This is a genomic window from Sphingobium yanoikuyae (assembly GCF_034424525.1).
Taxonomy (GTDB): Bacteria; Pseudomonadota; Alphaproteobacteria; order Sphingomonadales; family Sphingomonadaceae; genus Sphingobium; species Sphingobium yanoikuyae.
In genome coordinates this window covers 2,407,152-2,420,863 of the sequence record NZ_CP139979.1, presented here as the reverse complement: position 1 = coordinate 2,420,863, position 13,712 = coordinate 2,407,152, and the positions used below count along the sequence as shown (strand labels likewise).

Annotated in this window: 9 protein-coding genes; 7 read left to right on the top strand and 2 right to left on the bottom strand. The window is 65.4% G+C overall.

Going from position 1 to position 13,712, the window contains the following annotated elements; translation table 11 throughout:
- Window positions 1-227 precede the first annotated feature (227 nt).
- Window positions 228-2,993: a bifunctional aconitate hydratase 2/2-methylisocitrate dehydratase gene (locus U0025_RS11125; RefSeq protein ID WP_004207453.1), complete on the bottom strand. Its 2,766-nt coding sequence runs from the start codon at window positions 2,991-2,993 to the stop codon at window positions 228-230.
- Window positions 2,994-3,433: 440 nt separating this feature from the next.
- Between U0025_RS11125 and U0025_RS11120 the strand changes: the two genes are divergently transcribed.
- A complete protein-coding gene (locus U0025_RS11120) occupies window positions 3,434-5,563 on the top strand; it encodes a TonB-dependent receptor domain-containing protein (RefSeq protein WP_004207452.1) in 2,130 nt (709 codons plus the stop codon).
- Between the two features lie 139 nt (window positions 5,564-5,702).
- On the opposite strand, the gene U0025_RS11115 is transcribed toward U0025_RS11120, so the two are convergent.
- Window positions 5,703-6,362: a prolyl hydroxylase family protein gene (locus U0025_RS11115; protein WP_004207451.1), complete on the bottom strand. Its 660-nt coding sequence runs from the start codon at window positions 6,360-6,362 to the stop codon at window positions 5,703-5,705.
- A 184-nt stretch (window positions 6,363-6,546) separates the two neighbouring features.
- Here U0025_RS11115 and U0025_RS11110 point away from each other — a divergent pair, with 184 nt between their 5' ends.
- From U0025_RS11110 to U0025_RS11085, 6 genes are all read left to right on the top strand, one after another.
- Window positions 6,547-7,407: a type II secretion system protein N gene (locus U0025_RS11110; RefSeq protein WP_004207450.1), complete on the top strand. Its 861-nt coding sequence runs from the start codon at window positions 6,547-6,549 to the stop codon at window positions 7,405-7,407.
- Window positions 7,404-9,656: a type II secretion system secretin GspD gene (gspD, locus tag U0025_RS11105; RefSeq protein WP_004207449.1), complete on the top strand. Its 2,253-nt coding sequence runs from the start codon at window positions 7,404-7,406 to the stop codon at window positions 9,654-9,656. The genes U0025_RS11110 and gspD overlap by 4 nt, the downstream gene beginning before the upstream one ends.
- A gap of 23 nt (window positions 9,657-9,679) precedes the next feature.
- The gene (gene gspE, locus U0025_RS11100) at window positions 9,680-11,194 is read left to right on the top strand and encodes a type II secretion system ATPase GspE (protein ID WP_010336568.1); all 1,515 of its coding nucleotides are present in this window, start codon (window positions 9,680-9,682) and stop codon (window positions 11,192-11,194) included.
- On the top strand, window positions 11,187-12,404 hold the full coding sequence (gene gspF / locus U0025_RS11095; protein ID WP_004207447.1) for a type II secretion system inner membrane protein GspF: 1,218 nt from the start codon (window positions 11,187-11,189) through the stop codon (window positions 12,402-12,404). Before gspE ends, gspF begins: the two co-directional genes overlap by 8 nt.
- 11 nt (window positions 12,405-12,415) lie before the next feature.
- Window positions 12,416-12,934 carry a type II secretion system major pseudopilin GspG gene (gspG, locus tag U0025_RS11090; RefSeq protein ID WP_004207446.1) on the top strand — a complete coding sequence of 173 codons (519 nt, stop codon included), beginning with the start codon at window positions 12,416-12,418 and terminating at the stop codon, window positions 12,932-12,934.
- Window positions 12,935-13,130: 196 nt separating this feature from the next.
- Entirely contained in the window at window positions 13,131-13,586 is a 456-nt protein-coding gene (locus U0025_RS11085) for a GspH/FimT family pseudopilin (protein WP_051156944.1), read from the top strand.
- The last annotated feature ends 126 nt before the right edge of the window (window positions 13,587-13,712 follow it).

Genomic DNA, 13,712 nt, shown 5'->3' with positions numbered 1-13,712 from the left:
GGGAACAGCAGCAATGTCCCAGGCCAAGTCAAATCTGGATGTCCGCTCTGGGGTGCAGGAAAATTGCCGTCGAACTGCAAGGATGGGCGCCTAGCCGCCTTACCGCCATCACCTCACCCCAACAGCGCCCCCGAACAAAAAGCGGCGCGGGATGCTGTCCCGCGCCGCTTCTGATCATCGCTGTCCTGATACCGCTGCCCGATCCTGCGACCGGGCGGCGGTGTTGATCAGGCCGCCTTGGGCGGGGCGAACTTGGTGAGGTCGATGCCGACCACCGCCTTCTTATATTCGTCCATGTTGGGCGTGCGGCCCAGGATGGTCGAGAGCACTACCAGCGGGGTCGAGGCGAGGAGGGATTCGCCCTTCTTGTTCGCCGTGTCTTCCACCACGCGGCCCTGGAACAGGCGGGTCGAGGTGGCGAGGACGGTGTCGCCCTTCGCGGCCTTTTCCTGGTTGCCCATGCACAGGTTGCAGCCCGGACGCTCCAGATAGAGGGTGTTCTCATATTCGGTGCGGGCGGTGTTCTTGGGGTGGCTGTCGTCGAATTCGAAGCCGGCATACTTCTTGAGCACGTCCCAGTCGCCTTCGGCCTTCAGCTCGTCGACGATGTTGTAGGTCGGCGGGGCGACGACCAGCGGCGCCTTGAACTCGACCTTGCCCTCGGCGGCTTCGATGTTCTTGAGCATCTGGGCCAGGATCTTCATGTCGCCCTTGTGGACCATGCACGACCCGATGAAGCCCAGGTCCACCTTCTTGGTGCCGCCATAATAGGAAACCGGGCGGATGGTGTCATGGGTGTAGCGCTTCGACACGTCGGCATTGTTGACGTCCGGGTCGGCGATCATCGGTTCGTCGATCTGGTCGAGGTCGACGACGACTTCGGCATAATATTTGGCGTTGGCGTCGGGCGACAGGGCCGGCTTCTCGCCCGAGCGGATCTCGGCGATGCGCTTGTCGGCCAGAGCAATCAGGCCACGGAGCGTGCCGGCGGCATTTTCCATGCCCTTGTCGATCATGATCTGGATGCGCGACTTGGCGATTTCCAGCGACTCGATCAGCGTTTCGTCCTGCGAGATGCAGATCGACGCCTTCGCCTTCATCTCGGCGGTCCAGTCAGTGAAGGTGAAGGCCTGGTCGGCCAGCAGCGTGCCGATATGGACTTCGATGATACGGCCCTGGAAGACATTCTCGCCAGCGAACTGGTGGAGCATCTGCGCCTGGGTGGCGTGGACGACGTCGCGGAAGTCCATATAGGGCGCCATCTGGCCCTTGAAGGTGACCTTGACCGACTGCGGGATCGGCATGGTGGCTTCACCGGTGGCCAGCGCCAGCGCGACCGTGCCCGAGTCCGCGCCGAAGGCGACGCCCTTCGACATGCGGGTGTGGCTGTCGCCGCCGATGATGATCGCCCAGTCGTCCACGGTGATGTCGTTCAGCACCTTGTGGATCACGTCGGTCATCGCGTGATAGACGCCCTTGGGGTCGCGCGCGGTGATCAGGCCGAAATTGTTCATGAAGCTCATGAGCTTGGGAATGTTGGCCTGGGCCTTCTTGTCCCACACCGATGCGGTGTGGCAGCCCGACTGATAGGCGCCATCGACCAGCGGCGAGATGACGGTGGCGGCCATCGCCTCCAGTTCCTGCGCGGTCATCAGGCCGGTGGTGTCCTGCGAGCCGACGATGTTGACCTTCACGCGGACGTCCGAACCGGCATGCAGCACCTTGCCCGGCGTCACGCCCACGGCGTTGCGGTTGAAGATCTTCTCCACCGCAGTCAGGCCCTGGTCGTCGACCGTGATTTCCTTGTTCGGCGCGAACACCTTGGGCGCTTCGATGCCCAGCGTCTCGGCGGCGAAGGTCTGCAGCTTCTTGCCGAAGACGATGGCGTAGCTGCTGCCCGCCTTCATGAATTCCATCTTCTGGGGCGTGAAGGCGGCGGCGACGTCGACCAGTTCCTTGCCGGCCTCGTCGGTCAGCTTCTTGTTCTTGACGTCGATCTTCAGCACCGTGCCGGTCGCGACCGAGAAGGCCTCCTCCAGCACCGGATTGCCGTCATTGTTGAGGATCGCCTTGCCATCCGGGCCGGTCATCTTGACCCAGTTCTTGAGGTTGAGGCCGATGCCGCCGGTGACGTCCACGGTGGTCGCGAAGATCGGCGAGATGCCGTTGGTGCCGGCGACGACGGGCGCATAGTTGACGAAGGGGACATAGGGGCTCTGCTGCTTGCCGGCCCACAGTGCCACATTGTTGACGCCCGACATGCGCGACGAGCCGACGCCCATCGTGCCCTTTTCGGCGATCAGCATCACGCGCGCGTCGGGATGCTGGGCCTTGAGGGCCACGATTTCCTGCTGCGCCTCGGGCGAGATCATGCACAGGCCGTGCAGTTCGCGGTCCGAACGCGAGTGGGCCTGGTTGCCCGGCGAGAGCAGGTCGGTCGAGATATCGCCTTCGCCGGCGATGAAGGTCACGACCTTGATCTCGTCCTCGACCTCGGGAAGCTTGGTGAAGAATTCGGCCTTGGCATAGCTTTCCAGCACGTCCTTGGCGACGGCATTGCCGGCGGCGAAGGCGTCGCGCAGGCGGAACATGTCGGCGTCGTAGAGGAAGACCTGGGTCTTCAGGACTTCGCCCGCCTGGACGGCCAGCGCCGCGTCATCGCCGAGCGCGATGTCGAGCAGCACGGCGATCGAGGGGCCGCCCTTCATATGGCTGAGCAGTTCCAGCGCGAAGGCAGGGGTGATTTCCGCGACGGTGACGTCGCCCAGCACGATCTTCTTGAGGAAGTCGGCCTTCACGCCGGCGGCGCTGGTGGTGCCGGGCAGGGTGTTGTAGATGAAGAATTTGAGCGCGTCGGCGCGATGTTCGCTGCCCGCGTCCTGGATCAGGGTGATGAGTTCGGCGACGAGGGCGCCGTCGTCGATCGGCTTGGGTGCGAGCCCCTGGACTTTCCTGCTGTCGATTTCGGCCAGATAATCCAGGTAGATGCTCATTATAAATCCAATGCCATAAAGTGTATGAATCCGGGCGTGGCACCACCGGACGGCTTTATGGACCGACCTGGGGCGGTGACGGGTCGCGCGTAGGCCAAGATCGCCCGGCTTGCAAGCTGCCCGATAGGCCCGGATGCACCGATCCGGATCGCCCCGGCGCTCGCTGTGCGGGGAGCGGAGGCGATCCGTAGCGGCGGACGAGTGTCGAAGCGGATATTGGGTGCCACCATGATGTCTGCAACCCTTCTTATGTTGCCCAGGCGGCTCCAACATGTCCCGCAAAGAAGAGGCATGCGCTCCGCCGGTGTCGCGATTGTGAGAAATTGTTGCGCAGGCGGCCGGGCATATCATCATTGATTGACCACTACCTTCTTCCTCCACATCAGCCCGTGAAATTCTAATGCGACTAAGTCGCACTATTATTTCAATGGGGGTCTGAAATGCCATTTCCTGTAATCTTCTCGACGCGTGCCCATCTGCTTGGGGGCGCTGCCCTGATCGGTGCGCTCGCACTGCCCGTCGCCGCCCAGGCACAGGCGCCCGATGCCGATGCCGATGCGCAGTCCAGCGCGATCGTCGTCACCGCGGCCGGCTATGAACAGAATATCATCGAGGCACCGGCCAGCATCACCGTGCTGGGCCGCGAGGAATTGCAGGAAAAGCGGTTCGGCAGCCTGGCCGAAGCGCTGCAGGATGTGCAGGGCGTCGATGTCGGCGGCGAAGCGGGCAAGACCGGCGGCCTCAACATCTCGATCCGCGGCATGCCCAGCGACTATACGCTGGTGCTGATCGACGGCCGGCGCCAGAATGCGCCCGGCGGCGTCACGCCCAACGGCTTTGGCGAAACTTCCACCAGCTTCCTGCCGCCCTTCTCCGCGATCGACCGGATCGAGGTGGTGCGCGGCCCGATGTCCACCCTCTATGGTTCGGACGCGATGGGCGGCGTCGTCAACATCATCACCCGCAAGGTCGGCGATCGCTGGGTCGGCACCGCCAGCGCCGAAAGCACGATCCAGGGCGATGACCGCTTTGGCAATATCCGGTCGGTCAACGGCTTTGCCCAGGGGCCGATCATCAAGGGGCTGGCCGGCCTGACCCTGCGTGGCAGTGTGTTCCACCGCGCCGGCTCCGACATCGAGATCCCCGGCGATCCGGCGCTGACCTTGGGCCGCAATCCGGTGGAATCGGACATCTATAATTATGGCGGCCGGCTGACGCTGACGCCCCATGCCGATCATGACCTGTGGTTCGAATATGATCGCAATGAACAAAGCTATGACAATAGCCGGGGCCAGCTCGGCACGCTGGGATCGGGCGGCTATGCCCCCGAACAGCGGTTCAACCGCAGCAATTATGTGATCGCGCACAGCTGGCGCATGGGTTTCGGCCAGCTCGACACCACCCTGACCCGCAACGAGACCGAGACGATCGGCCGCCTGATCCCCAATGGCACGCCGGGCGCGGTGCCGGGCAGTCCGCGCACGCTGGAGGCGCGCAACGACATCATCGATTCCCGCTTTGCCGGCAAGGCGGGCGCGCTGGCCTTCACCGTTGGCGGCCAATATTGGAAGGCGCGCATGGTCGAGGGCGTGGCCCCCGAGCCGTTCAAGTTCACCCAGTGGGCGGGCTTTGCCGAAGCGACGCTGACCGTCGTCGACGGCTTCAACATCACCGGCGGCGCGCGCTACGACAATCACTCGACCTTTGGCGACAAATGGTCGCCGCGCGCCTATGCGGTGTGGAACATCAATGATGCGCTGACCCTGAAGGGCGGTGTCAGCCGCGGTTTCAAGACGCCACGCGTCGAACAGATTGCCGAGGGCATCATCGGCTTCGGCAGCCAGGGGCGGGTGCCGCTGCTGGGATCGCCGGGCCTGACGCCGGAAACCAGCACCAGCTATGAAGCGGGCCTCTATTATGACGGCGACGGCTTCTTCAGCGGCAATGTCACCCTGTTCAACAATGACTTCACCGACAAGATCGCCAGCGGTCCGGGGGTGCCCAATTGCCAGTTCTCGGCCGCGCCCAACCTGCCGGGCTGCGTCGATGTCGGCAATTTCCCCAATGTCGAGATGTTCAGCCAGTCGATCAACATCGACAAGGCCCGCACCCGCGGCGTCGAGGTGGCAACCCGTTTCGCGCTGACCTCCACCCTGTCGCTGTCCGCCAACTATACCTATACCGAGACCGAGCAGCTCAGCGGATCGGAAGAAGGGCTGCCGCTGATCGGCATGCCCAAGCATATGCTGAACGGCAATCTGCGCTGGAAGCTGGGCGACAAGGCCAGCGTCTGGGCACGGGCGGAAGTGCGGTCGAGCCGTTATCGCGGCGCCAATGCGCAGCAGAGCGCCGTGGGCGACTTCCGCAGCTATGAAGTCTTCCACCTGGGTGGTTCCTACCAGGTCGCGCCGGCCTTCCGCCTGTCGGCGACGCTCTATAATATCCTCGACACCGACTATGCGGTCTATGTGCCCTATCAGACTGCGGCCAATGTGACCGCCTGGACCCCGGCCTATTCGATCAACCAGGAAGGGCGCCGCCTCTGGCTCTCGGCCACGGTCGACTTCTGACGAGACAGGCGCCGCCCTGCGCGCCAGGCGCGGGGCGGTGTCATAGTTGCCTTGCAGGGCGGACGTTGCGAACGCACACCCCGCTGGCGGAAAATCACCCAGCGCGGCTGAAATATGTGCGCCGCCTGGGGCATCGCCTTCAGCCCCAGGGGCGTTCGCGATACCATTTGGTGATGACATGCTTGACGCCGCTGCGGACCTTCATGCCGTGGTGGATGCTGGCGGGGTTGAAGCGATCCGGGGTGATGCGGTTGTTCCAGGCGAGCAGCTTGCCGGTTTCGGGCTGCACCGTCTTGCCGATCTTCGTGAAGCGGGTGGCGCCGCCGGCGGCGGGCTCGTTGAGATAGACCATCAAGGTCCAGGTGCGGTTGCCCGCGACCGCGCAGAATCTGTCATAGTCCGCGCCCTTGGGCTCGAAATAATCGGTGTGCGCCTTGAATTCCTGGCCGACGCCATAGCGCTGGCCCTGGATCGGTTCGCCATATTGGGTGGCGATGCCGGCGAAGCTGTCGAGCCGGGCGTTGATGGCGGCGACGAACGGGTCGCCATGGTCGAGGTCGCAGGTCTCGCTGGTGCGGAAATAGCCATCGCCATTGGCGTCCGCGATGGTCGAGGGGCGACGGTCCGCATCGATCCGCGCGATCACCTGCGCGCATTCGTCAAGACTCAGGAAATCACGCTGGATGAACAGGGTGAGATCCTTGCTGGGCACCCGCTGGACGCGCGGATGGCTGGCAATCCAGGCCGGATCGGCGTCGGGTGCGGCGGGCGGTGACAGGATCGGGTCGGACAAGGTCATGGGCATTTCCGCGAATGACGGCGCTGCAGGCCGGTTTCCGTGGCCCTAGCTATCGTTGACCCTGCGAAATGCAAGCATCGTCGCGGCCCCATTGCTACCTGTCATATTATGGTAACATAAACGTCATCTGGCAGTAAGAAGAGTTGCCTAGCAGGCGGGCGAACCAAGGGGGACATTTCGGCTCATGCGTGTGCCGTTCGGCGACAAGTTGCAAGGGTGGCGGCGCTATGCGCGGCCGGTCGACTGGCTGGGGCTGGTCGAAAAGCTGTTGCTGGCCGTGCTGGCATTGCAGCTTGCCCGGCTGGTGTGGGTGTTGCTGACGCCGGTCGGCGCCTTCGGCCCCTGGGAAGGGCGTCAGGCGCAAGTACTGTCGGCCAGTGCGCGGCAGGCGCTGTTCGCCAGTTTCGATCCCTTTTTCCGCACCGGCGCGCCGCAGGCGGGCAACGGCGTCGTCACTTCGCTGGCGCTGACGCTCTATGGCGTGCGGCTGAACGAGGGGACGGGGCAGGGATCGGCGATCCTGGCGACGCCCGATGGCATCCAGAACAGCTATGCCGTGGGCGACGAGATCATGCCCGGCGTGGTGCTGAAGGCGGTGTTCTTCGATCATGTGACGATCGATCGCGGTGGGGCGGAGGAGCAGGTGTTCCTCGACCAGTCCCAGCCTGCGTCGGTGGCCGGTGGGCCGGCCGGTGGACCGGGCGGCGCGCCCGAAGGGGATATGGCGCCGGGTGAAGGCGCGCCCTCGCCGGTGCCGGGCCGCGATGCGCCGAGCGCCGATGCGGTGAAGCGCGACATCGGCTTTTCCCCGCGCACCCAGAATGGCCGGGTGACCGGGCTGGTGCTGAGCCCCAAGGGGCCGGGCTTTCAGAATGCCGGTTTCCAGGCCGGCGACATCGTGACCCAGATCAACGGCCAGCCGATCGGATCGGCCGGTGACCTGGCATCATTGCAGAACCAGATCGTGCCCGGCGCACGCCTGTCCCTGACCGTGGAGCGCGGCGCCGTCACCGTGCCGATCAACCTGATATTGCAAGGCCAATGACCAGACATATCCTCAAATATTCCGCCGCCCTCGCGCTGGTCCTGGCTGCCCCGGTCCCCGGACATGCGCAGCAGACGCTGAATGTGCGCGATGCCGATATCCGCGCCTTCATCCAAGATGCCGCGCGCGTCACCGGTCGCACCTTCATCATCGACAACCGGGTGCAGGGCAAGGTGTCGGTGGTGACCGACCGGCCGCTGTCCAAGTCGGAATATTTCGAGATCGTGCTGTCGACGCTGCGCGCCAATGGCCTGGTCGCGGTGCCGGCGCCCGGTGGCGCCTATCGCATCCAGCCGGCGGACGGCGCGGCCGGCCAGCCGAGCGCGGTGGGCCGGGCGGCGACCCGCAACAGCTTCGTCACCGAAGTCTTCCGCCTGCGCTCGGTCGACGCGGCCAGCGTGCTGGAAACGCTGCGCCCGCTGATCAGCAAGGAAGGCACGGTCACCGCCAATCGCGCTGGCAACAGCATCGTCGTCGCCGACTATGCCGACAATGTCGCGCGCATCCGTCAGGTGATTGCGCGGGTCGATCGCGACACCAGCTCGACCCAGATGGTGATGCTGAAAAATGCCGGTGCGCGCGAGATCGCGACATCGCTGCAGGCACTGGTGCAAAGTGGCGGCGGCGAGAATGGCGCGCCAGCGGCCGCCAGCGTGGTGCCGATCGACAGCAGCAACGCGATCGCCATTCGCGGCGATGTGAATACCGTCACCCGGCTGGCCAATATGGCGCGCGAGCTGGACCGTCAGGCGGCGAGCGGCACGGAAATCCGCGTCTACTGGCTGGAACATGCCGATGCGGAGAAGCTGTTGCCGGTGTTGCAGCAGCTGATCGGCCAGTCGAGCAGTTCGCCCGTCACCTCCTCGGTGCCGGCGGCGGGCGCCAGCGGCGGCGCTGGCGGCGGCGCGGCTCCGGCCAGCGCTGCGGCGGCACCGGTCGCGGCGGCCTCCAGCGGATCGAGCGGCAGTGGCATTTCGACCCGCGGCCCGGCGATCGTCACCCGCTATGAAGGCGCCAATGCGATCATCGTTGCCGCCAACAGCGATGTGCAGCGCATGCTGGGCGAGACCATCCGCCAGATCGACACCCGCCGCGAGCAGGTGCTGGTGGAGGCGATCATCGTCGAGATCAGCGATGCGGCAGCCAAGAAGCTGGGCGTGCAGTTCCTGCTGGGCAGCACATCGACCGGCTTTGCCGCGACCAATTACAGCAATGCCTCGCCCAGCCTGATCACCATCGCCGGTGCCTATGGCGCGACCAAGCTGGGCACCACCAAGACGACGGTGGTGGCGGCCGACGGCACGACCACGACGACCGAGACGCAGACCAACAGCGACCTGGCCAGCAGCCTGACCCAGGCGGCGGTCGACAGCCTGGCCAGCGCGACCGGCATCGTCGGGGGGCTGGGCACCCAGATCGGCAAGAATGGCATTTTCGGCGCGATCATCAATGCGGTGAAGTCGGATACCGAGAGCAATCTGCTTTCCACGCCGTCGGTGATGACGCTGGACAATCAGAAGGCGTCGATCCTGGTCGGCCAGCAGGTGCCGGTGACCACCGGCGAGGCGCTGAGCCAGAATTTCGACAACCAGTTCCGCACCGTCCAGCGCCAGGATGTCGGCATCAAGCTGGAGGTGAAGCCGCAGATCAACACCGGCGGTGCGATCAAGCTGTTCCTGAAGCAGGAAGTGTCGAGCGTGGCCGGCCCGGTCAGCAATTCGAGCAGCGACCTGATCATCAACAAGCGCGAGATCGAGACCACGGTCACAGTCGATGATGGCGAAATCCTGGCGCTGGGCGGCCTGCTGGACGATAATGAGCGCAAGACGATCGAGCGCATCCCGCTGCTGTCCGACATTCCGGGCATTGGCGAGCTGTTCAAGTCGCGCAGCAAAAGCCGGACCAAGACCAACCTCATGGTCTTCATCCGCCCGACCATCCTGCGCACCAAGGAAGATGCGCAGCGCCTGACCCAGCAGCGCTATGGCTATGTGCGCGGCATGCAGTTGCAGCGCAGCCCCGACAGCGAGCCGACCATCGACGAGCTGGTGCGTGACTATATGGGCGCGCAGCCGCCGATCGCGCCGCAGCCCGGCGACATGCTGGTCGAACCGCAGGCCGGTGCGCCGGCCGCCGCGCCGGCGACTTCGCCGGCACCGGGGCAGGTCCAGGTCATCGAACCCACGGTGCGGCAGTCGAGCGGCGTCGTCCGCCCGGTCGACCTGCCGCCAAGCGGAGAGCAGAAGTGAGCGAACAGGAGCATGTGACGGTAATGCCGTCGGTTCTTCCGCCACGACCGGTCGACATTCCTTATGGCTTTGCCCGCAAGCATGGCGTGGTGATGCTGCCGCAGGATGGCGAGCGACTGTCGATCGCGGTGCGCGAGGGCAGCGATCCGCGCGTGCTGCTGGAGGTGCGCCGGCATCTCGCCCGCAGCTTCGACGTGCGCTTTGTCGAGGCGCCGCAGTTCGACCGCCATCTGTCCGATCATTATGCGATGGAGGGCAGTGCCGCCGCCATGGCCGGGTCGATCGACGTCGGCGCGGACGAGCTGGACATATTGGCCGCCGATATTCCGACCGCCGACGATCTGCTCGACAGCGCGGACGACGCGCCGGCGATCCGCCTGATCAACGGCATCATTGCCGAGGCCGCGCGCCAGGGTGTGTCGGACATTCATATCGAACCCTATGAGACGGGCCTGATCGTGCGGATGCGCGTGGATGGCGTACTGCGCGAGACGCTGCGCATGCCGCCGCATGTCGCGCCGGTGGTGGTCAGCCGCATCAAGGTGATGGCGCGGCTCGACATTGCCGAACGGCGCGTGCCGCAGGATGGCCGCATCGGCCTGACCCTGGGCGGCAAGCTGCTCGACGTGCGCGTATCGACGCTGCCGAGCCGGGCGGGCGAACGGGTGGTGCTGCGTATTCTGGACAAGGAAAATGCGGGCATCACGCTCGACCTGCTGGGCATGACCGGCGCGCCGGACCGCATCTTCCGCGAGGGGCTGAGCGAGCCCAACGGCATCATCCTGGTCACCGGGCCGACCGGTTCGGGCAAGACCACCACGCTCTATGCCGGCCTGCGCAACCTGAATGATGGCAGCCGCAACATCCTGACCGTCGAAGACCCGGTCGAATATGCGATGGAGGGCGTCGGCCAGACCCAGGTCAATGCCAAGGTCGGCCTGACCTTTGCCGCCGGGCTGCGCGCGATCCTGCGCCAGGACCCCGATGTCGTCATGGTCGGCGAAATCCGCGACCGCGAGACCGCCGAGATTGCGGTGCAGGCGTCGCTGACCGGCCATCTCGTGCTGTCGACCGTCCATACCAATGACGCGGTCGGCGCGATCACCCGTATGCGCGACATGCGGGTCGAACCCTTCCTGCTCGCCTCCACGCTGCGCGCCGTCGTCGCCCAGCGGCTGGTGCGGCGGCTGTGCCAGCATTGCCGCGAGCCGGTGCAGGCCGACAAGTCGGCAAGCGCCCTGCTGGGCTTTGACCCCGGCACGATCATCTACCGGGCGCGTGGCTGCGACGAATGCAATGGCACCGGCTACAAGGGCCGGATCGGCGTGTTCGAGGCGATCCGCGTCGACGACACGATCCGCCGCCTGATCAACGATGGCGGCGACGAGTCGCTGATCGCCCGCCATGCCTTCCTCAATGCGCCGAACCTGGGGTCAGCCGCGCGCGCGCTGGTGCGCGACGGCCAGACCACGGCCGAGGAAGCGATCCGCGTGTCGCGCCGCGACGCGACCGAGGTGGAAACCATTGCCGATGGCTGATTTCGACTATGTCGCGATCGACCCGGCGGGCAAGGAACGCAAGGGCAGCGTCAAGGCGGACAGCCTGGACGAGGCGCGGGTAAAGCTGGATGCGCGCAAGCTGTTCGTCGTGCGGCTGGAGCCGGGCGCGGTGTCGGTCGCGCGCAAGCGGGCCGGCCTGTCGCTGCGCGCGCCCAAGCTGTCGGCCAAGGAACTGACGCTCTTCACTCGGCAGCTTTCCACCCTGATCCAGGTGAGCCCGCTGGAGGAGTCGCTGCGCACGATCAGCCGGCAGAGCGAGCAGGATCATGTCCGCGCGATCGTGGGCAAGGTCCATTCGGGCGTGCTGGAGGGACGGCGGCTGGCCGATGCGCTGGGCGCGGAGCCGAAAAGCTTTCCCGCCCTCTATCGCGCGATGATCTCGGCTGGCGAAAGCTCGGGCAGCCTGCCCACCATCATGGAGCGTCTGTCCGAACTGATGGAGCGGCAGGCAGTGATGCGGTCCAAGGTGCTGACCGCGATTGCCTATCCCTCGGTATTGGCGACCTTCGCCGTGTTTGTGGTCGCGGCGCTGATGATCTTCGTGGTGCCCAAGGTGGTCGAACAGTTCGACACGGTGGGCCAGCAATTGCCGCTGCTGACCCGGATGGTGATGGGCATTTCCGCCTTTCTGGCGGGCTATTGGTGGTTGTTGCTGATCCTGATCGGGCTTGGCGCCTTCGGCTTCTGGCGCGCGCTCAAGATCGACAGCTTCCGCTATCGCTTCGACGCGATGCTGCTGGGCCTGCCGGTGCTGGGCCGGCTGATCCGCGACCTGCATGCCGCGCGGATGGCGCGCACGCTCTCGACCATGGTGGCGAGCCGGCTGCCACTGATGGAGGGTCTGTCGCTGACCGCCAACACGGTGCATAATCGGGTGCTGCGCAAGGCGTCGGACGAGATTGTCGAGGCGATCCGGGGCGGTGGCAGCCTGTCGGCGGCGTTGAAGCGGGCAGGGGTGTTTCCCCCGTTGCTGGTCTATCTGGCGGCGAGCGGCGAGAGTGCCGGGCGGCTCGACACGATGCTGGAGCGCGCGGCCGATTATCTGGAGCGCGAGTTCGACGCCTTCACCTCGGCCGCGCTCGCCATGCTGGAGCCGATCATCATCATATTGATGGGCGGCATCGTCGCCGTCATCATCCTGTCCATCCTGCTGCCGATCCTGCAGCTGCAAAGCCTGACCGGGGCTTGAAGGAGTAGAATATGCTGAAGTTGAACAAGATCCGGGCCGCGCTGATCGAACGGGAGGCGCAGCTTGCCGCCCGGCGCTCCGCCGAAAACGGCTTCACGCCCTTTCGGCGCTCCGCCGAAAACGGCTTCACGCTGGTCGAACTGATGGTCGTGATCGTCATCATCGGCCTGCTGGCGACGATCGTGGCGATCAACGTCATTCCCGCCACCGATACCGCCCGCGTCGAGAAGGCCAAGGCCGACATTTCGACCATCGAGCAGGCGCTGGAGCAATATCGCCTCGACAACCTGACCTATCCCGCCGCGTCGGATGGGCTGCAGGCACTGCTCAACCCGCCCGCCTCGCTGGCGCAGCCGCAGCGCTATCGCCGTGGCGGCTATATCAAGAAGCTGCCGCAGGACCCGTGGGGCCGCGCCTATATCTACACCGTGCCGGGCAAGAAGGGCGCGTTCGACATCAGCTCGCTGGGCGCCGATGGCCAGCCGGGCGGCGAGAATGAGAATGCGGACATTTATTCCAGCGAAATGTGATGCCGCACGCCTTCCGCTCGCCTTGATGGCCGGACGGTGGATGGCGGTGGCTGACCGGTGGATTTCTCCTGCCGTCATCCTGACGAAAGTCAGGATCCATTCGGCGCTGCGCCTTGAGCGGAGCGCCGAATGGATCCCGGATCAAGTCCGGGATGACGACGGTGAGCGGGGCGGCCGTTCCGCCCAGCAGGGCTTCATGCCTTTGGAGCGTTACGCCGAACACGGCTTCACGCTGATCGAGCTGATGGTCGTGCTGACGATCATCGGCTTCATTTCGGCTGCCGTGGTGATCGCCATTCCCGATCCGCGCGGCCGGATCGTCGACGATGCCGATCGCTTTGCCGCGCGCGTTGCCGCCGCGCGCGACGAAGCGGTCGTCACCGCGCGCCCGATGGGCGTGTGGGTCTCCGCCTCGGGCTATGGGTTCCAGCGCCGCGAGGGTGGCCAGTGGGTGCCGATGGAGGAAAAGCCCTTCGTCAGCGCCAACTGGAAGACCGGCACGCGGGCGCTCGTGGGCCAGGACGGCCGTCAGCAGATCGCCTTCGACGGCACCGGCCTGCCCACCGATCCGCTGACCATCACCCTGGCGCGCGAGGCGGAGCGGGTGCAGGTCAGCGTCGACATGGCCGGAAAGGTCGCGGTCGGTGGCTGATCGGCGGCCCTTTTCTTCCGTCATCCTGACGAAAGTCAGGATCCATTCGGCGCTGCGCTTTGAAGCGTTCCGCCGAACGGGGCATCACCTCTCCTATGGGTTCCGCCCAACAGGGCTCCACGCCCG